Raw genomic sequence first — 21072 nt, 5'->3', positions numbered from 1 at the left:
CTCCACAAGCACCCACACGAATTGCTTGATTCAGTTGTTAAAGAGCGGTTGGTTAAGATCTTTCGTCTCAACCGAGGCGCGCATTCTACAGCAGCCTCATTTGCTGTCAAGTGATTATTTTCAGAAGCTTTCGAAGAATTCTTCAACAACTTCAACCACTTGCGCTTCAGATCTCTCGTCAGCGGGAGGCGAATTCTACAGCGTTACACGCTGCTGTCAACACCTCTTTTTCAACTTCCTTTTGGCTTCGATGAACTGAAGCACTTGCTGCCGAAACCTACTTAACTCATTGAATCTCAAGGAGTTTTCCGTTTCGACTGCGCCGGAAGTGGGGCGAATTATAGACGTCTGGGATCTGCCGTCAACGTCTATTTTCATATTTCTGTCACATTGGTCAAAAAAGCCCGCAAACACGAAGGCCGACCACAAGGGGTCGGCCTTTGTTGCCCTGCCCTTCTACTTACAAGCTAGGGAAGGCGAACTGCGAAGCCTCGTGGCTCGCACGTTGCGGCCAGCGCTGGGTGATCGCTTTGCGACGGGTGTAGAAGCGCACGCCGTCCGGACCATAAGCGTGGAGGTCGCCAAACAGCGAACGCTTCCAGCCGCCGAAGCTGTGGTAAGCCACCGGTACTGGCAGCGGCACGTTGACGCCAACCATGCCGACTTCGATCTCGTCGCAGAATAGACGCGCCGCTTCACCGTCACGGGTAAAGATGCAGGTGCCGTTGCCGTATTCGTGATCGTTGATCAGTTGCATGGCCTCTTCCAGGCTGTTCACGCGAACGATGCACAGTACCGGGCCGAAGATCTCTTCTTTATAGATGCGCATTTCCGGGGTGACGTTGTCGAACAGGCAACCACCGAGGAAGAAGCCTTCTTCATGACCGGCCACACTGAAACCACGACCGTCGACCACCAGGGTCGCGCCCGCTGCCACGCCGTCATCAACGTAGCCGCTGACTTTGTCGCGCGCCTGACCGGTGACCAGTGGGCCCATGTCCAGACCGCACGAAGTGCCGGCACCGATTTTCAGCGCCTGAATCTGTGGCACCAGTTTCGCCACCAGCGCATCCGCCACCTGGTCGCCAACACACACGGCAACAGAAATCGCCATGCAACGCTCGCCGCACGAACCGTACGCCGCGCCCATCAGCGCGCTGACCGCGTTATCCAGATCGGCATCCGGCATCAGCACTGCATGGTTCTTCGCGCCCCCCAGTGCCTGCACGCGTTTGCCGCGCTTGGTGCCTTCTGCATAGATGTATTCAGCAATTGGCGTCGAACCGACGAAGCTCAGCGCTTTGACTTCCGGCGCTTCGATCAACGCGTCCACGGCAGTCTTGTCACCGTGCACCACGCTCATCACGCCTTTCGGCAAACCGGCTTCCAGCAGCAACTGAGCGATCAGCAGTGTCGAGCTCGGGTCGCGCTCGGACGGCTTGAGGATGAAGCAGTTGCCGCAGACGATCGCCAGCGGGTACATCCACAGCGGCACCATGGCCGGGAAGTTGAACGGAGTGATGCCGGCAACAATGCCCAGCGGCTGGAAGTCCGACCATGCGTCGATGTTCGGGCCGACGTTGCGGCTGTACTCGCCCTTGAGGATTTCCGGGGCGGCGCAGGCGAACTCGACGTTCTCGATGCCGCGCTTCAGTTCACCGGTAGCGTCTTCGAGGGTTTTGCCGTGTTCTTCGCTGATCAGTTGCGAGATGCGCGCTTCGTTCTGCTCGAGCAGTTGCTTGAAGCGGAACATCACCTGCGCACGTTTGGCCGGTGGCGTGTTGCGCCAGGCCGGGAACGCAGCCTTAGCGGCATCGATGGCTTTCTGGATGGTTTCGCGGGTGGCCAATGGCAGCTTGTGGATAGCCTGACCGGTGGACGGGTTGAACACATCAACCGCGCGACCGTTCTCGGTCACCAGTTCGCCATTGATCAAATGCGGGATAACGCTCATCGAAAACTCCTGAATTCTTGTCCACGGGCACCCTCCAAGGGGTGCCTGTGTTTGTGTGTATATATAGAAGGAAAAATCAGTCGAGCTTGTTCAGCACTTCGCCGACCGCGTCGAACAGACGATCGAGGTCTTGCGGCTTGCTGTTGAAGGTTGGGCCGAACTGCAGGGTGTCGCCGCCGAAACGTACGTAGAACCCGGCTTTCCACAGAGCCATGCCCGCTTCGAACGGACGCACGATGGCGTCGCCGTCACGACCGGCAATCTGGATCGCACCGGCCAGGCCGAAGTTACGGATGTCGATAACGTGCTTGGAGCCTTTGAGACCATGCAGCGCGTTTTCGAAATGCGGCGCGACTTCAGCGACGCTATGCACCAGGTTTTCTTTTTGCAGCAGGTCGAGTGCTGCCAGGCCAGCGGCGCAAGCCACCGGGTGCGCCGAGTAGGTGTAGCCGTGCGGGAATTCCACTGCGTATTCCGGCGTTGGCTGATTCATGAACGTCTGATAGATCTCGGAGCTGGCAATCACCGCGCCCATCGGGATCGCGCCGTTGGTGACTTGCTTGGCGATGCACATCAGGTCCGGGGTGACGCCAAAAGTGTCGGCACCGAACATGTTGCCGGTACGGCCGAAACCAGTGATCACTTCGTCGAACACAAGCAGGATGTTGTGTTGATCGCAGATCTCGCGCAGACGCTTCAGGTAACCCTGTGGCGGCACCAGTACGCCAGCGGAACCGGCCATTGGCTCAACGAATACGGCGGCAATGTTCGAAGCATCGTGCAGTTCGATCAGCTTCAGCAGCTCATCGGCCAAAGCGATACCGCCCTGCTCCGGCATGCCACGGGAGAACGCGTTGCTTGCCAGCAAAGTGTGCGGCAAGTGATCGACGTCCATCATCGCCTGACCGAACAGCTTGCGGTTGCCGTTGACGCCGCCGAGGCTGGTGCCGGCGATGTTCACACCGTGGTAACCACGAGCACGGCCGATCATTTTGGTTTTGGTCGCCTGACCTTTCAGGCGCCAGTAGGCACGCACCATTTTCACCGCGGTGTCGGCGCACTCGGAGCCCGAGTCAGTGAAGAACACGTGGTTAAGGTTGCCCGGGGTCAGCTCGGTGATTTTCTCGGCCAGTTGGAACGACAGCGGGTGACCGTACTGGAAGCCCGGCGAGTAATCGAGGGTGCCCAACTGCTTGGAGACTGCTTCCTGAATTTCCTTGCGGGTGTGGCCGGCGCCGCATGTCCACAGACCGGACAGCGAGTCGTATACCCGGCGGCCCTTGTCGTCGATCAGCCAGCTGCCTTCGGCGCCAACGATCAAACGCGGATCGCGCTGGAAGTTACGGTTGGCGGTGTACGGCATCCAGTGCGCGTCCAGCTTCAATTGGCTGGCCAGTGGCGACTGAGCGTTTTCAGGCATGTTCATCGGGCAAAACCTCGCAGGGCATAAGCGTCAGGGAGATAAAAAGCGTTGTTGCAGCTAAATTGCCACGGCGATAAAGTCGGTGAAATCCAACTCTTCTAACCTTCAGTTAGAACTCCACTAAACAATGAGAACAATAAGATGAGCAGCCGCCGCCCCGATCCGCTGGCCCAGGTCAGTGATTTTGATATTCGCCTGCTGCGGATTTTTCGCAGCGTGGTGGAGTGCGGTGGCTTCTCGGCGGCGGAGACTGTGCTCGGCATCGGTCGCTCGGCGATCAGTCAGCAGATGAGCGATCTGGAACAGCGCCTCGGTTTGCGTTTGTGTCAGCGTGGTCGCGCCGGATTTTCGCTGACAGAGGAAGGACGCGAGGTCTATCAATCGGCGTTGCAGCTATTAAGTGCGCTGGAAAGTTTCCGCACCGAGGTCAACGGCCTGCACCAGCATTTGCGCGGTGAGCTGATCATTGGCCTGACCGACAACCTCGTCACCCTGCCCCACATGCGCATCACCCACGCCCTCGCGCAGTTGAAGGAACGCGGGCCGGATGTGCAGATCCAGATTCGCATGATTGCGCCGAACGAAGTCGAGCAAGGTGTGCTCGATGGGCGCCTGCATGTCGGCGTGGTGCCGCAGGCCAGTGCGTTGTCGGGACTGGAATATCAGCCGCTGTACAGCGAGCGTTCGCTGCTTTATTGCGCGGTGGGGCATCCGCTGTTTTATGTTGATGACAAGCAACTGGATGACGAACGCTTGAACAGTCAGGACGCGATTGCGCCGACGTTTCGTTTGCCGGCGGATATTCAGGCGCATTACCAGGCGCTCAATTGCACGGCCAGTGCTTCTGACCGTGAGGGCATGGCGTTTTTGATTTTGACCGGGCGTTACATTGGGTATTTGCCGGATCATTACGCCAGCCTTTGGGTGCAGCAGGGGCGTTTGCGTGCTTTGAAAGCAGGGACGCGGTTTTACGATTTGAGTCTGGCATCGGTCACGCGCAAGGGGCGGCGCCCTCATTTGGTGCTGGAGAGCTTTTTGGAGAGTCTGGCGGCGACGCGTTGATAATGCGCGCGACGTTGGTTAGGTACAGCAAGATCAAGGGATCGCAGCCTTCGGCAGCTCCTACAGAGAAAATAAGTTGAGCAAGTGGACAGGTTTTTGCAGAGGGGGAATTACTTCGTTCCTTTGATAAGAAGCCTTAAGCCATGCAGCCAGATTCCGCACCGTCCAGCGACTTGATCTACGGCCTCAACGACCGCCCCAAACCACTCGCCGCCACCCTTGCCGCGCTGCAACACGTGCTTGCCAGTTTCGTCGGCATCATCACTCCGCCGCTGGTGATTGGTTCGGCGCTCGGGCTGACGGCGTATTTGCCGTACTTGATCAGCATGGCGTTGATGGTTTCGGGCGTCGGCACCTTTATTCAGGCGCGGCGGCCGTTCGGCATTGGCGCCGGGATGATCTGTCTGCAAGGCACCAGTTTCGCCTTTCTCGGTGCGGTGCTGTCGGCGGGTTTTCTGGTCAAGCAACGTGGCGGCAGCCCGGAAGACATTCTGGCGATGATCTTCGGTGTGTGTTTCTTCGGCGCGATCGTGCAGATCGTCCTCAGCCGTTTCATCGGGCAATTGCGTCGAGTCGTAACGCCGCTGGTGACCGGGATCGTTATCACCCTGATCGGCATCAGTCTGATCAAAGTCGGCATCACTGACCTGGGCGGTGGCTTCAACGCGCCGGACTTTGGTGCGCCGGGCAATCTGGCGTTGGGCGTGTTCGTGCTGCTGACGATCATTCTGCTCAACCGCTCGAACACGCCGTGGGTGCGCTTGTCGGCGATCATCATTGGTCTGGTGCTCGGCAGTCTGGCCGCGTGGTTCAGTGGGAAACTGGTACCGCAGCCATTGCCTGACTTGCCGCTGGTGAGTTTTCCTACCCCGTTCAAGTTCGGATTCAGCTTCGACTGGACGGCTTTCCTGCCGGTCGCGCTGATTTATCTGATCAGCACCATCGAAACCGTCGGCGACCTCACTGCCAATTGCATGCTCGCCCGCCAGCCAATCAGTGGCCCTTCTTATATAAGCCGCCTGCGCGGTGGCGTACTCGGCGATGGCGTCAGCTGCATGATCGCCGCGACCTTCAGCGCTTTCCCCAATACCACGTTTGCGCAGAACAACGGCGTGATCCAGTTGACCGGCGTCGCCAGCCGCTACGTCGGGCTGTACATCGGCGCGATCCTGTTTTGTCTCGGCTTGTTTCCGATGATCGGCGCGGTCCTGCAACAGATTCCGAAACCGGTACTCGGCGGCGCGACTCTGGTGATGTTCGGCGCGGTGGCCGCGGCCGGCGTGCGCATCCTCGCGCAGTCGTCGCTGGATCGGCGCAGCATGTTGATCATCGCCACTTCGTTCGGCGTTGGTCTGGGCATCGCCGCGCAACCGAACCTGCTGCACCTGCTGCCGAAACTGGTGCAAAACCTGTTCGACTCGGCGATCACCAGCGGTGGCCTGACCGCCATCATCCTGTGCCTGTTGCTGCCGGAGTCGAAAACCGAAGCCACTGAAACCCACGCGCCGCTGAACAAGATCGAACAGGCGTAACGGTTTTATCGCGCAAAGACTTGTCGGATGCCTGTGGGTGCGCTATCAACGCAACTGGTTGCACCCACAGACAAACCCGGAAGTGCCTATGACCTTTGAAGTCCCAGCCCACGGCGGCAAACCCGCCAGCCGCATTCGTCAGAAAAACGAAGAGACCATCCTCAAAGCCGCCGAAGACGAGTTCGCCCGTCATGGGTACAAAGGCACCAGCATGAACACCATCGCCCAGAATGCCGGGTTGCCCAAGGCGAACCTGCATTACTACTTCACCAACAAACTCGGTTTGTACGTGGCGGTGCTGAGCAACATCATCGAGCTGTGGGACAGCACCTTCAACACGCTCACCGCCGAGGACGATCCGGCCGAGGCGCTGACCCGCTACATCCGCGCCAAGATGGAATTTTCCCGTCGCCAGCCGCAAGCCTCGCGGATCTTTGCGATGGAAGTGATCAGCGGCGGCGAATGCCTGACCGAATATTTCAATCAGGATTACCGCGCCTGGTTCACCGGCCGTGCGGCAGTGTTTCAGGCGTGGATCGATGCCGGCAAAATGGACGCGGTTGATCCGGTGCACCTGATCTTTCTGTTGTGGGGCAGCACTCAGCATTACGCTGACTTTGCCACGCAGATCTGTCGCGTCAGTGGTCGCAGCAAGCTGACCAAGCAGGACATGGAAGACGCCGGCAACAACCTGATCCGCATCATTCTCAAAGGCTGCGGCCTCACTCCTTCTCTATAAGACGTTTATGCCTTTCACCCTCAGCGGTTTTTGCGAGTACCGCGAAGAGATTCGCAAAAGCCGCTTTATCACCTTCGCCACGCCGATCGGCAGCCCTGCTGATGCGCAGGCGTTCTTTGAACAGCACAGCGATTTCAATGCTTCGCACAATTGCTGGGCGTGGAAACTCGGCGATCAATATCGCAGCAATGACGATGGCGAACCGGGCGGCACCGCCGGGCGACCGATTCTGGCGGCGATAGAAGCGCAGGATTGCGACCAGGTCGCGGTACTGGTGATTCGTTGGTACGGCGGCATTCAACTCGGCACTGGTGGTTTGGCCAGGGCCTATGGCGGTGGTGCGAACAAGTGTTTGCAGACGGCGGCGAAGGTTGAGTTGATCAGTCGGGTGGCGTTGAGTTGCGCTTGCGGGTTTGCCGAGTTGGCGTTAGTGAAGTTGCGCGTGGCGGATTTGGGTGGGTTGGTGGTGGAAGAGAATTTTACGGCGAATGGGGTTGAGTTGAAGTTGGCGGTGGGTGAGGCGCAGATTTCGGTGTTGCAGGGACAATTGGCGGATTTGAGTAGGGGGCGGATTTTGTTGCAGCGGTGAAGCAAGGTCAAAAGATCGCAGCGTTCCGCAGCTCCTACAGATCTTTGGTTGTCGTTAATTTTGTGTCACGGCGTTTTTATGTAGGAGTTGCCGAAGGCTGCGATCTTTTGGGGCGACCTCGAAATTTCATATCCCGCAAACTTGCCCACATCTGCTGTGCACCCGACTGTGGATAACCTGAGCACATAACTCTGTAACCCTTCTGTCACGTGGCTTTGCGCGGTTTGTTTACTTTTCGTTCAATTTGCCCGACGAAATGTAATTTTCAAGCAGAAACAATCGGTTAGCCACGTTTAGCACCATTAGAAGAAAGCACCACAGTGCTTATGCCCGACATTTCGGCTTGCGCACAATAACTGTGGAGCAACCTGTGGATAACCCGTTCATGACCGCCGCAGTCGCAGGTTCTGCCTAGCTCCCACGGGTTTGCTCGTTTTTTGATCAGTTGCGGCCGGGCAAAACTGGAGCCCGATCAACACCTTTGCTCCGATTTGGTGCTGCAAATCCCACCGATTTTCACCGCAATGCTCTGCGCCGAGCGCTGCCACCCGCAGCCCACTCGGGTTCCTGACTCAATGGCCAGGAAATTGCTTTATCCACAGGCACAACTTCAAGCAAGTCGAGCCTGCCATGCCAATCGCGCCTCCCCTCCCGCGCCTGCAACTGCGCCACATCAGCAAACGTTATCCCGGTTGTCTGGCTAACGATGCCATCGACCTGAGCATCGCGCCCGGTGAAATCCACGCCCTGCTCGGTGAAAACGGTGCGGGCAAAAGTACCTTGATGAAAATTATCTACGGCGTCACCCAGGCCGACGCCGGGGAAATGCTCTGGCAAGGCCAACGCGTCAACATTCGCAATCCGGCGCAGGCACGGCAGTTGGGCATCGGCATGGTGTTCCAGCACTTCTCGCTGTTCGAAACCCTCAGCGTCGCGCAGAACATCGCGCTGGCGATGGGCGCCAAGGCTGGCACGCCGAAACAACTGGAACCGAAAATTCGCGAAGTGTCGCGCCGTTATGGCATGGCGCTGGAGCCGGAGCGACTTGTCCACAGCCTGTCGATCGGCGAGCGGCAACGGGTGGAAATTATCCGTTGCCTGATGCAGGACATTCGTCTGCTGATTCTCGACGAACCGACCTCGGTGCTGACCCCGCAGGAGGCCGACGAGTTGTTCATCACCCTGCGCCGTCTCGCCGCCGAGGGCTGCAGCATTCTGTTTATCAGCCACAAGCTCGGCGAAGTTCGCGCGCTGTGTCATAGCGCGACGGTTCTGCGCGGCGGGCGCGTTGCCGGGCATTGCGTACCAGCCGAATGTTCCGATCAGCAATTGGCGCAGTTGATGGTTGGCGAAGCGGCGGCGTTGATTGGCGACTATCCGAAAGTCAGCGGTGGCGCGGCGTTTTTGCAGGTGAAGGGCTTGAGTTGGCACAACCCGGATCCGTTTGGTTGCTCGCTGACTGACATTGATGTGCAGGTGCGCAGCGGTGAAATCGTCGGCATCGCCGGAGTTGCGGGGAATGGCCAGGATGAGTTGCTCGCCTTGCTCAGTGGCGAACAAACCTTGCCTCGGGCGCAAGCTGCGACTATTCGATTCGCCGAGCAACACGTCGCCGATCTGCGCCCGGACGCGCGACGCAAATTGGGCCTGGCGTTCGTCCCCGCCGAGCGTCTCGGTCACGGCGCGGTGCCGGAATTGAGTCTGGCCGATAACGCTCTGCTCACCGCGTTCCAACAAGGCTTGGTCAGCCACGGTTTGATCGAACGCGGCAAAGTCGAAGCCCTCGCCCAGCAAATCATTCAGCGCTTCGGCGTGAAAACCCCGGACACGCAAACCGCTGCGCGCAGCCTGTCCGGCGGCAACCTGCAGAAATTCATCCTCGGCCGCGAAATCCTTCAGCAACCGAAACTGCTGATCGCTGCGCACCCGACCTGGGGCGTCGACGTCGGCGCCGCCGCGACCATCCACCGTGCACTGATCGCGTTGCGCGATGCCGGCGCGGCGATTCTGGTGATTTCTGAAGACCTCGACGAACTGTTCCAGATCAGCGACCGCCTCGGCGCCTTGTGTGGCGGACGCCTGTCGGCGCTGCACAACACCACCGATACGCAACTCAGCGACGTCGGCGGCTGGATGGCCGGCCAGTTCGACAACCCACCTTCTGCCGCCACGGTTTAACGGAGTTTTACTCATGCTGCTTTCCCTCGAACCCCGTGGCCAGCAATCGCGCCTGATGCTGTGGTGCTCGCCGTTACTGGCGGCGGCGCTGACGCTCGGTTGCGGCTCGCTGCTGTTTATCGCCCTCGGTCACGACCCGTTGCAAACCTTGCATACGCTGCTGATTTCACCGGTCAGCGATTTGTATGGCGTCTCTGAATTGCTGGTCAAGGCGCTGCCGATTCTGCTCTGCGCACTGGGCTTGGCCGTGGCGTATCAGGCGCGGATCTGGAACATCGGCGCCGAAGGTCAATTGCTCCTCGGCGCACTCGCCGGCAGTGCGTTGGCGGTAAACATTATCGACATGCAGAGCCGTTGGGCGCTGGTGTTGATTCTGCTCACCGGCACCCTCGCCGGCGCGGCGTGGGCCGGGCTGACGGCGTGGTTGCGCACACGCTTCAACGCCAACGAAATTCTCACCAGCATCATGCTCAATTACATCGCGCTGAATCTGCTGCTGTTCTGCGTGCACGGGCCGCTGAAGGATCCGGCCGGATTCAACTTTCCCGAGTCGGCGATGTTCGGCGACGCCAGCCGTTTGCCGTTGTTGATGGAGGATGGCCGCGTGCACGCCGGGGTGTATTTCGCCCTGCTCGCACTGGTCGCGGTGTGGGTGTTGTTGCAGAAAAGTTTTGTCGGGTTTCAGATCAAAGTGCTTGGGCTGGACAAGCGTGCGGCGGGGTTTGTCGGCTTTCGCGAGAAGCGTTTGATCTGGCTCGCGCTGTTGATCAGCGGCGGTTTGGCCGGGCTTGCCGGTGTCTGCGAAGTCACCGGGCCGATAGGTCAATTGGTGCCGCAGGTGTCGCCGGGTTACGGCTATGCGGCGATTACCGTGGCGTTTCTTGGCCGACTGAATCCAATCGGGATTCTGTTTTCCAGTCTGTTGATGGCGCTGCTGTACATCGGTGGCGAGAGCGCGCAAATGACGATGAATCTACCGCAGGCGATCACTCAATTGTTTCAGGGAATGATGCTGTTTTTCCTGCTCGCCTGTGACGTGCTGATCCTCTATCGGCCACGCCTGAATCTGCGCTGGGTGAAGCGCACGTCGACCACCGCCGTAACCGCCGGAGCGCTGTGATGGATATCGATCTGTTGAGCAATATTTTCTACGCCATGGTGCGTTGCGGCACACCGCTGTTGCTAGTGGCGTTGGGTGAGCTGATCTGCGAGAAGAGCGGTGTGCTCAATCTTGGGCAGGAAGGGATGATGCTGTTTGGCGCGGTGATCGGTTTTATCGTCGCGCTGAACAGCGGCAACCTGTGGCTGGGCGTGTTGTTGGCGATGTTGGCCGGGATGTTGTTGTCGTCACTGTTTGCGCTGGTGGCGCTGGTGTTCAATGCCAATCAGGTGGCGACCGGCTTGGCCCTGACGATTTTTGGTGTCGGGCTGTCGACCTTTGTCGGCGCGGCCTGGGTCGGGAAACCACTGGCCGGTTTTGAGCCGTTGGCGATTCCTTATCTGAGTGAAATTCCGCTGATCGGGCGAATGCTGTTTGCGCAGGATCTGCTGGTGTATCTGTCGTTCGCGCTGTTTGCGCTGGTGGCGTGGGTGATCATCAAAAGTCGTGTCGGGTTGATTATTCAAGCCGTGGGTGAGAACCCGGATGCGGCCAGTGCGATGGGCTTGCCGGTGTTGACCGTGCGTACCTTGGCGGTGCTGTTTGGCGGGGCGATGGCCGGGTTGGCCGGGGCTTATTTGTCGCTGGCGTATACGCCGATGTGGGCGGAGAACATGACCGCCGGGCGTGGCTGGATTGCGTTGGCGCTGGTGGTGTTTGCCAGTTGGCGGGTGTGGCGGTTGTTGCTGGGGGCGTATTTGTTTGGGCTCGCCAGCATCCTGCATTTGGTGGCGCAGGGGTTGGGGCTGGCGATTCCGTCGAGTTTGCTGGCGATGCTGCCGTATGTGGCGACGATTTTGGTGTTGGTGCTGTTGTCGCGGGATGCGGTGCGTACGCGGTTGTATGCGCCGGTTTCGTTGGGGCAGCCTTGGCAGGCGGGGCATTGATGCGGTGACCTTGTTGGCCCTATCGCGAGCAGGCTCACTCCTACATTGGATCGGGTTCACAATTCCCTTGTAGGAGTGAGCCTGCTCGCGATGGCTGTTCAACAGGCAACACTTGGGAAATGCCCCACGCCAGTTCGAAGACCAGGAAAACAATCAGAATCGAACTGGCGCCATGCAACAAGGCATACCCCTGCCAAGCCGCAAACAAAAATCTGGCCACCGCGTCATACCGTCCATAAAGCGCCTGCGGATCACGAATCCGCAGCACCGCCCAAACACACACCACCGAACCCAACAGATTCGCCATCAACATGTGCACAGGCTGAAACGCCGGCAATTCGCCGGGCAAATTCAGCGCACTCAACAACCCATGCACAAGCGCAAAACTCCACGGCGTGGCAAACGCTGCAGTGACGATCAAGTCATACCAGGCACTGCCGCGCACCACGTGGCGATACTGCGTTGAAGTCCACATCATCCATGCTCCAGAAATTCAGGGAGCAAGCACGGTAAAGCCTGGAGTATGCTCCAGGGTCAATAGCCCTTTTGAGAGTCGCCATGCGCATCGGTGAATTAGCCCTGGCCAGCGCCGTCAGCCGTGACACTCTGCGTTTCTACGAGCAGCGCGGGTTGATTGCGGCGCAGCGCAGTGCCAATGGTTACCGCGACTATCCGCCGGAGATGGTGCAACTGGTGCTGTACATCAAAACCGCGCAGCGCCTGGGATTTACCCTCGGCGAGATCGGTGACAGTGTCGCGGCGTTGTGGAACGCGCCCGATCCAGACAACGCCGTGGCGCAACTTCTGCGCGACAAACTGCAACTGATCGAAACGCGCATGAGCGAACTCGACGTACTGCGGCAAGAGCTGCAACTTCGGCTCGGTCAGGCCTGTCCATTGAATCCATGATCCTCATTCATCAAGGAAGCCCCTCATGTCTGCAAAAAACGCACTGATCATCGGCGCCTCCCGGGGCCTTGGCCTCGGTCTGGTGAAAACCCTGCTGGCTGATGGCTGGCAAGTCACCGCCACCGTGCGCAATCCTGCCAATGCCGATGCGCTTCAAGCATTAGGCAAGGTGCGGATCGAGAAGCTCGACATGGACGATCAGCAAGCGGTGATCGCCCTGAGCCAACAGCTCAAGGGCGAAACCTTCGACCTACTGTTCGTCAACGCTGGGGTCAAAGGCCCGGCCGATCAGACCCCGGGCGGCGCGACATTGGCCGAAGTCGGTCAGCTGTTCTTCACCAACGCCGTGGCACCGATCAATCTGGCCCAGCGTTTTGTCGGGCAGATTCGTGACGGCAGCGGCGTGCTGGCGTTCATGAGTTCCGGGCTCGGCAGCGTGACGGTGCCGGACGCGCCGGAGCTGGCGTTGTACAAAGCGAGCAAGGCTGCGCTGAATTCGATGACCAACAGTTTTATCACGCAATTGGGCGAGCAGAAGATGACCGTGTTGTCGCTGCATCCGGGTTGGGTGAAGACCGATATGGGCGGTGAAGGGGCTGACCTGGATGTGGAAACCAGCACCCGTGGGCTGGTTGATCAGGTGAATGCGTACACCGGCAAGGGCGGGCATCACTTCATCAATTACAAGGGCGAAACCATTCCCTGGTAAAAACCGGTTTATGAATTCCCGGCAACACCTGTAGGAGCCGAGCTTGCTCGCGAAAGCGTCCTGTCAGCCACTGCACCTTTGCCTGACACGGCCTCTTCGCGAGCAAGCTCGGCTCCTACAAGGACTGCGGTGTGGTCTGGTGAGTGGTCGGGTTGGGCTTGCTCGATGCAACAATTTGTTTGAAACTGCGCACCTCGTCCCCGCGGCGACCCTGGATCAGCAGACAGGGCATCACTGAGCTGGCAACCCTGAACCCAATTTTCAGAGGAGCCGGCAACATGCCCGCGACCCGTACCTGGTTAAAAAATCCCCTCGCTATTTTCACCTCCAACGAGCTCGATGCCCGTGGCGGTCTTGTCGTGCAAGACGGTGTCATCGTCGAAGTGCTGGCTGCCGGCCAACAGCCGTCGGCGCCGTGCAATGAAGTGTTCGATGCCCGCGAGCATGTGATCCTGCCTGGCCTGATCAACACTCACCATCACTTCTATCAAACCCTGACTCGCGCCTGGGCGCCGGTGGTCAATCAGCCGTTGTTCCCGTGGCTGAAAACCCTGTACCCGGTGTGGGCGCGTCTGACACCTGAGAAACTCGCGCTCGCCACCAAAGTCGCGTTGGCCGAGCTGCTGCTGTCCGGCTGCACCACCGCTGCCGACCATCACTACCTGTTCCCGGACGGTCTGGAAAACGCCATCGACGTGCAAGTCGAAACCGTGCGTGAACTGGGCATGCGCGCCATGCTCACTCGTGGTTCGATGAGCCTCGGCGAGAAGGACGGTGGCCTGCCGCCGCAGCAGACCGTGCAGGAAGGTCAGGTGATTCTCGACGACAGTCAGCGCCTGATTCACGAGTACCACGAACGCGGCGATGGCGCGCAGATCCAGATCGCGCTGGCACCGTGCTCGCCGTTCTCGGTGACCCCGGAAATCATGTCGGCCAGCGCCGAGCTGGCGAACAAGCTCGACGTGCGTCTGCACACGCACTTGGCCGAAACCCTCGATGAAGAAGATTTCTGCCTGCAGCGTTTCGGCCTGCGCACCGTCGATTATCTCGACAGCGTCGGCTGGCTCGGCCCGCGCACCTGGCTGGCCCACGGCATCCACTTCAACCCGGACGAAATCGCTCGCCTCGGTCAGGCGGGCACCGGCATTTGCCATTGCCCGAGTTCGAACATGCGTCTGGCCTCCGGCATCTGCCCGAGTATCGATCTGACTGACGCCGGTGCACTGTTTGGTCTGGGCGTCGATGGTTCGGCGTCTAACGATGCCTCGAACATGATTCTCGAAGCGCGTCAGGCGTTGTACATCCAGCGTCTGCGTTACGGCGCCGAGAAGATCACCCCGGAACGCGTGCTGGGCTGGGCGACCAAGGGTTCGGCGAGCTTGCTGGGCCGTACCGATATTGGTGAGATTGCCGTGGGCAAGCAGGCGGATCTGGCGTTGTTCAAGCTTGATGAGCTGCGCTTCTCCGGCAGCCATGATCCGATTTCGGCGCTGCTGTTGTGCGGCGCGGATCGTGCGGATCGGGTGATGATTGGTGGCAAGTGGCGCGTGGTCGATGGCCAGGTTGAGGGCCTTGACCTCAAAGGCCTGATCGCCGATCACAGCCAGGCGGCCCGCCAACTGATCGCCGGTACCTGATCCCCCTCCCCATATGATCGTTCCCACGCTCTGCGTGGGAATGCATCTCGGGACGCTCCGCGTCCCAGCAGCGGACGCAGAGCGTCCATGGCGGCATTCCCACGCGGAGCGTGGGAACGATCATCCGGCGCTAGAGGCCGAGCAGGGACAACATAATGAACGTCGCAAACAGCACAAAGTGCGTCATGCCTTCGATGGCATTGGTTTCGCCGTCATTGAGGTTGATCGCACTAACGATCAACGTCAGAAAAATCATCACCGTCTGCACCGGCGTCATCGCCATCTGAAACGGCTGGCCGGTATACAGCGCCATCGCCTCCATCACCGGCACCGTCAGAATCACCGTCGACAGTGACGCGCCCATCGCAATGTTCACCACCGACTGCATGCGGTTGGCCAATGCTGCGCGCAACGCGGTCAAAATCTCCGGTGCCGCAGAAATGGCCGCCACCAGAATCGCCGTGATCACCGGCGGCGCGCCCGTGCCTTCCAGGCCCAGATCGAGGGTCTTCGACATCACCTCGGCCAACGCGCCGATCACCACAATGCCAAACACCAGAATGCCGATCGACAGGCCGATGCTCGGTGCTTTCACCTGCGCGTCCTGTGGTTCTTTCTTGCGGCGTTTGTCCGGGTAGCTGTAACTGAAAAAGTAACTGTGCGGGCCGACCTGCATGCGCAGAAACAGCGCATACAGCACCACCATCGCACCGATGGTGAACGCCGAATAAATCTTCCAGTTGGCCTCGGGAATAAACTCCGGCACCACCATCGACACGCCCATGGCGGTAAGGATCATCACGCTGTAGCTGCGCGCGGAATCGTCGTTGTAGGACTGTTCGCCGTGTTTGATCCCGCCCATCAGCGCGGCGAGGCCGAGGATGCCGTTGATGTCGAGCATCACGGCGGAATAGATCGTGTCGCGCACCAACGTGGGCGACGCTTCGTTGCTCATCATGATCGCCAGAATCACCACTTCGACCAGCACGGCCGCGAGCGTGAGGATCATCGTGCCGTAAGGGTCGCCGACCTTTTCCGCGAGCAATTCGGCGTGATGGGCGACGCGCATCGAGGCGGCGACGATGAAGGCGATCAGTACCAGGCCGGCAGTCAGCGCGACGATCTGGCCGCTGTGCAGCATCCAGTGTTCCAACGGATAGGCGACGCACGCGGCGATGACGGCCAGTAGCAGAAAACTTTCTTGCTTGAGGATGGTGAGCATGGACGGGCCTTTTACCGAAGAGTGCGAATGAGCTACTGACTGCGGAGCGGCGCTAACGTTTCGTTACACATTAGCGCACCAACTGATAGCGGTACTTTGCCCGGTGCACTTTTATTGGCCTTGAGGGCGCTATCGCGAGCAGGCTCACTCCTACAGGGGAACGCATTCCAAATGTAGGAGTGAGCCTGCTCGCGATGGCCGTTACGCGGTTTCGGAAAGTTTGTTGTCCTGTTGGTCAGCAATTTGCATTGGCCCTGACCACACACAACAAAATGGAGTTCGAATTCATGCAAATACGTCCGCTGCACAAACTGCTGTGCGCCGCCCTCGGTCTGGGGATCAGTCTGAGCGCCAGCGCTGCCGATCCGCTCAAGGTCGGTTTCGTCTACATCGGCCCGATCGGTGACCACGGCTGGACGTATCAGCATGAGCAGGGGCGCAAGGCACTCGCGGAGAAATTCGGCAATCAGATCACCACCAACTACGTGGAAAACGTCGCCGAAGGCGCCGACGCCGAGCGGGTGATCCGCAACATGGCCAAGGACAAATACGATCTGATCTTCACCACCTCGTTCGGCTACATGAACCCGACGCTGAAAGTCGCCAAGCAGTTTCCCAAGGTGACCTTCGAACACGCCACCGGCTACAAACAGGACAAGAACCTCGGCACCTATTTGGCGCGCACCTATGAAGGTCGCTACGTCGGCGGCTTCCTCGCGGCGAAGATGACCAAGACCAAAAAAATCGGTTACGTCGCTTCGTTTCCGATCCCCGAAGTGATCCGCGACATCAACTCGATTCAACTGGCGCTGAACAAATACAACCCGGGCACCGAGATCAAAGTGGTGTGGGTCAACTCGTGGTTCGATCCGGGCAAAGAGGCCGACGCGGCCAACGCGCTGATCGATCAGGGCGTCGATGTGGTGTTCCAGCACACCGACAGCCCTGCGCCGATTCAAGCCGCCGAACGTCGTGGCGTTTACGCGGTGGGTTATGCCTCGGACATGGCGCACTTCGGCCCGAAAGCGGTGCTGACCTCGATCGTCAACGACTGGGCGCCGCACTATATTCAGGCGACGCAAAGCGTGATCGACCACACCTGGAAATCCCAGGATTACTGGGGCGGGTTGAAGGAAGGCACGATTGAACTGCCGATCAGCGATCTGGTGCCGGCACCGGTGAAAGCCGAGGCCGAGCAGATCATTGCCGACATCAAGAGCGGTGCGTTGCAGCCGTTTACCGGGCCGATCAAGGATCAGGCCGGGGTCGAGAAAATCCCAGCGGGCGTGAGTGCGACGAATGCGGAACTGGCGTCGATGAACTACTACGTTGAAGGCATGAAGGCCGAGATGCCGAAGTAACCCACCTGACCTAGATCGTTCCCACGCTCTGCGTGGGAATGCCGCCCGAGACGCTCCGCGTCCCTGCCAAAAGCGGACGCAGAGCGTCCATTGAGGCATTCCCATGCGGAGCGTGGGAACGATCTCCCGTACTTTTCAAGGATTGTGTATGGATCAGCTTCCGATCATCGACATCAGCCCGCTCTATTCCGACGACGAAAACGCCTGGCCTGCGGTGGCCGAGCAGATCGACCTGGCCTGCCGCGAATGGGGCTTTTTCTACATCAAGGGCCATCCGATTTCAGCGCAGCGCATCGACACGGTGCTTGATCAGACTCAGCGTTTCTTCGCCCTGCCTACCGCAGAAAAACTCAAGATCGACATCACCCAGACCCGCCACCATCGCGGTTACGGCGCCATCGCCACCGAACAACTCGACCCGAGCAAACCAAGCGACCTCAAAGAAACCTTCGACATGGGCCTGCACTTGCCGGCCGAGCATCCCGACGTGCTCGCCGAAAAACCATTGCGCGGCCCTAACCGCCATCCATCACAACCGGGTTGGGAAGCGCTGATGGAGCAGCATTACCTCGACATGCAAGCCCTCGCGCAAACCCTGCTGCGCGCTATGACTATCGCGCTGAACATCGAACGCGACTTTTTCGACCGCCGCTTCATTGATCCGGTCAGCGTGCTGCGCATGATCCACTACCCACCGCGCCACACCGCAAGCTCCGCCGAGCAGCAAGGCGCCGGTGCGCACACCGATTACGGCTGCATCACCCTGCTCTATCAGGACAGCGCCGGTGGCTTGCAAGTGAAAAACGTCAAAGGCGAATGGATCGACGCGCCACCGATTGACGGCACGTTCGTGGTCAATCTCGGCGACATGATGGCGCGCTGGAGCAATGATCGTTATCGCTCGACCCCGCACCGGGTGATCAGCCCGCTCGGCGTTGACCGTTACTCGATGCCGTTCTTCGCCGAGCCGCACCCGGACACACGCATCGAATGCCTGCCCGGTTGTCAGGACGCACAGCATCCGGCGAAATATCCGACGACCACTTGCGCCGAATTCCTGCTGTCACGCTTCGCCGATACCTACGCTTATCGCCGCGAGCAGGAAGCCGTTTGATGGATCGCTTGGTCAGGTTTTGCCAATTGTTTCGGCGAGCATCTGTAGAATGCCGTCATTGCACCTGATGAGAAAAGAATATGTACGACTGGCTCAACGCCTTGCCCAAGGCTGAACTGCACCTGCACCTGGAAGGCTCGCTGGAGCCCGAGCTGCTGTTCGCCCTGGCCGAGCGCAACAAGATCGCCCTGCCGTGGAACGACGTGGAAACCCTGCGCAAGGCTTACGCCTTCAACAACCTGCAAGAATTCCTCGACCTGTATTACCAGGGCGCTGATGTACTGCGCACTTCGCAGGATTTCTACGACCTGACCTGGGCGTACCTCTTGCGCAGCAAGGCGCAGAACGTGATTCACACCGAACCGTTCTTCGACCCGCAGACCCACACCGACCGGGGCATCCCGTTTGAAGTGGTGCTCAACGGCATCGCCGCCGCATTGAAGGATGGCGAGCAGCAACTGGGCATCACCAGCGGTCTGATCCTCAGCTTCCTGCGTCACTTGAGCGAAGAAGAAGCCGAGAAAACTCTTGATCAGGCGCTGCCGTTCCGTGATGCGTTTGTCGCTGTCGGCCTCGACAGTTCCGAGATGGGCCACCCGCCGAGCAAGTTTCAGCGCGTGTTCGATCGTGCCCGTCACGAAGGCTTCCTGACCGTTGCCCACGCTGGCGAAGAAGGCCCACCAGAGTACATCTGGGAAGCCATCGATCTGCTGAAAATCCAGCGCATCGACCATGGCGTACGCGCCATCGAAGACGAGCGCCTGATGCAGCGGATCATCGACGAGCAAATCCCGCTGACCGTGTGCCCGTTGTCGAACACCAAGCTTTGCGTGTTTGATCACATGTCGCAGCACAACATTCTCGACATGCTCGAGCGTGGCGTGAAGGTCACGGTGAACTCCGATGACCCGGCGTATTTCGGTGGTTATGTGACCGAGAACTTCTACGCGCTGCATGAGCATTTGGGCATGACCCAGGATCAGGCCAAGCGTTTGGCGCAGAACAGCCTGGATGCGCGCCTGGTAAAACAGTAAGCAGCAGCGCATGACCCTTGTAGGAGTGAGCCTGCTCGCGATGGCGGAGTGTCAGACACAGATGTGTAGCTGACAGAACGCAATCGCGAGCAGGCTCACTCCTACATTGGATCGGTGTTAGCCGTTGGATTGGGTTTCGGTCAGCTCTTCGAGGGTTTTACCGCGCGTCTCCATCCCGAACAACCACACCACCCCCGCCGCAATCGCGAAGCACGCCGCACCCAGCGCGAACACCCCGCCCTGCCCGGTAATCGGAAACACCAGCCCGGTCACCAATGGCCCGAGCAACGATCCCACACGGCCAATCGCCGAGGCGAAGCCCGAACCGGTCGCCCGCGCCGACGTCGGATAAAGCTCCGGCGTGTAGGTGTAGAGCACCGCCCACATACCGAACAGGAAAAACTGCATCAACAACCCGGTGCCGATCAGCAGCGCCACGTTGCCGCCAAACACCGCGCTCTGCCCATACAAAAACGCCATCACCCCGCCGCCGAGCAGCGTAACGATGCACACCGGTTTACGCCCCCAGCGCTCGACCAGCCACGCCGCCATCAGAAACCCGGGAATCCCGCCCAACGAAATCAGCACCGTGTAATACACCGACTGCGTCACGGCAAAACCCGACTGTTGCAGCAACGCACTCAGCCACGACGTCAGTCCATAAAACCCCAGCAGCGCGAAAAACCACAGACTCCAGATCATCGTCGTGCGCTGGCGATACTGCGGCGACCAGATTTGCTTGAGCGCCGAGAAGAAGTTGCCCGGTGGCGTCACGGTGCGCGGCAAACGAATCGGTTCCGGCAGCGCCGCACCGCCGAGGGAGGATCGCACCCGCGCTTCGATGCCGTTCAACACCTTGTCCGCCGCTTCATCATGTCCAGCCTGTTCCAGCCAGCGCGGCGACTCGGGAATAAAAAAACGAATGGCCAACACAAACACCGCCGGTATCGCCAACACCAGAAAGATGTCGCGCCAGCCAATCAACGGCAGCAGGAAGTACGAGAGCACGCCCGCCGCAACAAAACCCAGTGGCCAGAAGCCGTCCATCAAGGCGATATAACGCCCGCGCCGCTGTGCCGGAATCAGCTCCGACAGCATCGACTGCGCGATAGGAAACTCCATGCCCATGCCGATTCCCAACAGGATGCGGAACAGCGTCAGCGCCTCGACCGTTTGCGCCGTCGAGCACAGATAACTGGCCACGCCCCACAAGACGATGCTCCACTGGAACACCGGTTTGCGCCCGAAACGATCGGCGAGCATGCCCGACAACGACGCGCCCAGCACCATGCCGAAAAAGCTCGAACTGGCGAGCAACCCGGCCTGCGCACTGCTCAGTCCGAACTCGGCCTTAATCGAGCCGAGCAAAAACGTCATCATCGCCAGATCCATCGAATCGAAGAAAAACGCCAAGGCAATGATGATGAAAATGATCCGGTGATAACCGCTGATCGGCAGGCGTTCCAGCCGCTCTGCCGCACTGAAGTGTCGAGTGTCCATGCCGCCTCCACCATCCGAAAAGTCCCCGGATCGAGTGTGCGTGATCGCGTTCAGGCGTTCGTG

At 59.4% G+C, this 21072-nt stretch carries 18 protein-coding genes; 13 read left to right on the top strand and 5 right to left on the bottom strand.

What is annotated here, in order from left to right; all coding sequences use genetic code 11:
• Positions 1–460 precede the first annotated feature (460 nt).
• Together QMX93_RS13455 and QMX93_RS13450 are read right to left on the bottom strand one after the other, a co-directional pair.
• Positions 461–1954 carry a CoA-acylating methylmalonate-semialdehyde dehydrogenase gene (locus QMX93_RS13455; RefSeq protein WP_282356501.1) on the bottom strand — a complete coding sequence of 498 codons (1494 nt, stop codon included), beginning with the start codon at positions 1952–1954 and terminating at the stop codon, positions 461–463.
• A gap of 76 nt (positions 1955–2030) precedes the next feature.
• The gene (locus QMX93_RS13450) at positions 2031–3380 is read right to left on the bottom strand and encodes an aspartate aminotransferase family protein (protein WP_282356500.1); all 1350 of its coding nucleotides are present in this window, start codon (positions 3378–3380) and stop codon (positions 2031–2033) included.
• Between the two features lie 138 nt (positions 3381–3518).
• Here QMX93_RS13450 and QMX93_RS13445 point away from each other — a divergent pair, with 138 nt between their 5' ends.
• From QMX93_RS13445 to QMX93_RS13415, 7 genes are all read left to right on the top strand, one after another.
• Positions 3519–4439 carry a LysR family transcriptional regulator gene (locus tag QMX93_RS13445; RefSeq protein ID WP_053116962.1) on the top strand — a complete coding sequence of 307 codons (921 nt, stop codon included), beginning with the start codon at positions 3519–3521 and terminating at the stop codon, positions 4437–4439.
• Positions 4440–4582: 143 nt separating this feature from the next.
• Positions 4583–5971 (top strand): nucleobase:cation symporter-2 family protein, encoded by a 1389-nt coding sequence (locus QMX93_RS13440; RefSeq protein WP_053116961.1) that lies wholly within the window; start codon positions 4583–4585, stop codon positions 5969–5971.
• Positions 5972–6059: 88 nt separating this feature from the next.
• Positions 6060–6710, top strand: coding sequence for a TetR/AcrR family transcriptional regulator (locus QMX93_RS13435; protein ID WP_008088675.1), 651 nt, complete (start codon positions 6060–6062; stop codon positions 6708–6710).
• Between the two features lie 7 nt (positions 6711–6717).
• Positions 6718–7299: a YigZ family protein gene (locus QMX93_RS13430; RefSeq protein WP_282356499.1), complete on the top strand. Its 582-nt coding sequence runs from the start codon at positions 6718–6720 to the stop codon at positions 7297–7299.
• 630 nt (positions 7300–7929) lie between these two features.
• Positions 7930–9477 carry an ABC transporter ATP-binding protein gene (locus QMX93_RS13425; RefSeq protein WP_282356497.1) on the top strand — a complete coding sequence of 516 codons (1548 nt, stop codon included), beginning with the start codon at positions 7930–7932 and terminating at the stop codon, positions 9475–9477.
• A gap of 13 nt (positions 9478–9490) precedes the next feature.
• Positions 9491–10597, top strand: a complete 1107-nt coding sequence (locus QMX93_RS13420; protein WP_212551557.1) for an ABC transporter permease — start codon at positions 9491–9493, stop codon at positions 10595–10597.
• A complete protein-coding gene (locus QMX93_RS13415; protein WP_008088667.1) occupies positions 10597–11523 on the top strand; it encodes an ABC transporter permease in 927 nt (308 codons plus the stop codon). The genes QMX93_RS13420 and QMX93_RS13415 overlap by 1 nt, the downstream gene beginning before the upstream one ends.
• A gap of 40 nt (positions 11524–11563) precedes the next feature.
• On the opposite strand, the gene QMX93_RS13410 is transcribed toward QMX93_RS13415, so the two are convergent.
• Positions 11564–11998, bottom strand: a complete 435-nt coding sequence (locus QMX93_RS13410) for a hypothetical protein (protein ID WP_282356492.1) — start codon at positions 11996–11998, stop codon at positions 11564–11566.
• Between the two features lie 83 nt (positions 11999–12081).
• On the opposite strand from QMX93_RS13410, the gene QMX93_RS13405 reads away from it, so the two are divergent.
• From QMX93_RS13405 to QMX93_RS13395, 3 genes are all read left to right on the top strand, one after another.
• The gene (locus tag QMX93_RS13405; protein ID WP_008088665.1) at positions 12082–12432 is read left to right on the top strand and encodes a MerR family transcriptional regulator; all 351 of its coding nucleotides are present in this window, start codon (positions 12082–12084) and stop codon (positions 12430–12432) included.
• A 25-nt stretch (positions 12433–12457) separates the two neighbouring features.
• A complete protein-coding gene (locus tag QMX93_RS13400; protein ID WP_150709029.1) occupies positions 12458–13141 on the top strand; it encodes an SDR family oxidoreductase in 684 nt (227 codons plus the stop codon).
• A gap of 278 nt (positions 13142–13419) precedes the next feature.
• The gene (locus tag QMX93_RS13395) at positions 13420–14778 is read left to right on the top strand and encodes an 8-oxoguanine deaminase (protein ID WP_008088663.1); all 1359 of its coding nucleotides are present in this window, start codon (positions 13420–13422) and stop codon (positions 14776–14778) included.
• Between the two features lie 130 nt (positions 14779–14908).
• On the opposite strand, the gene QMX93_RS13390 is transcribed toward QMX93_RS13395, so the two are convergent.
• Positions 14909–16000 (bottom strand): calcium:proton antiporter, encoded by a 1092-nt coding sequence (locus QMX93_RS13390; RefSeq protein ID WP_008082140.1) that lies wholly within the window; start codon positions 15998–16000, stop codon positions 14909–14911.
• A gap of 287 nt (positions 16001–16287) precedes the next feature.
• On the opposite strand from QMX93_RS13390, the gene QMX93_RS13385 reads away from it, so the two are divergent.
• The 3 genes from QMX93_RS13385 to QMX93_RS13375 all read left to right on the top strand — a co-directional run bounded on the left by QMX93_RS13385 (position 16288) and on the right by QMX93_RS13375 (position 19509).
• Positions 16288–17361: a BMP family ABC transporter substrate-binding protein gene (locus QMX93_RS13385; protein WP_282356488.1), complete on the top strand. Its 1074-nt coding sequence runs from the start codon at positions 16288–16290 to the stop codon at positions 17359–17361.
• A gap of 148 nt (positions 17362–17509) precedes the next feature.
• Entirely contained in the window at positions 17510–18475 is a 966-nt protein-coding gene (locus tag QMX93_RS13380) for a 2-oxoglutarate and iron-dependent oxygenase domain-containing protein (protein ID WP_282356487.1), read from the top strand.
• Positions 18476–18555: 80 nt separating this feature from the next.
• Positions 18556–19509, top strand: coding sequence for an adenosine deaminase (locus tag QMX93_RS13375; RefSeq protein WP_282356486.1), 954 nt, complete (start codon positions 18556–18558; stop codon positions 19507–19509).
• Positions 19510–19626: 117 nt separating this feature from the next.
• Here QMX93_RS13375 and QMX93_RS13370 read toward each other — a convergent pair whose 3' ends face one another.
• Entirely contained in the window at positions 19627–21009 is a 1383-nt protein-coding gene (locus tag QMX93_RS13370; RefSeq protein ID WP_212546364.1) for an MFS transporter, read from the bottom strand.
• Positions 21010–21072: the final 63 nt, after the last annotated feature.

This window comes from Pseudomonas sp. PS01303 (genome assembly GCF_029959385.1).
Lineage (GTDB): Bacteria > Pseudomonadota > Gammaproteobacteria > Pseudomonadales > Pseudomonadaceae > Aquipseudomonas > Aquipseudomonas rustica.
This window is presented reverse-complemented; position numbering and strand designations above follow the sequence as displayed.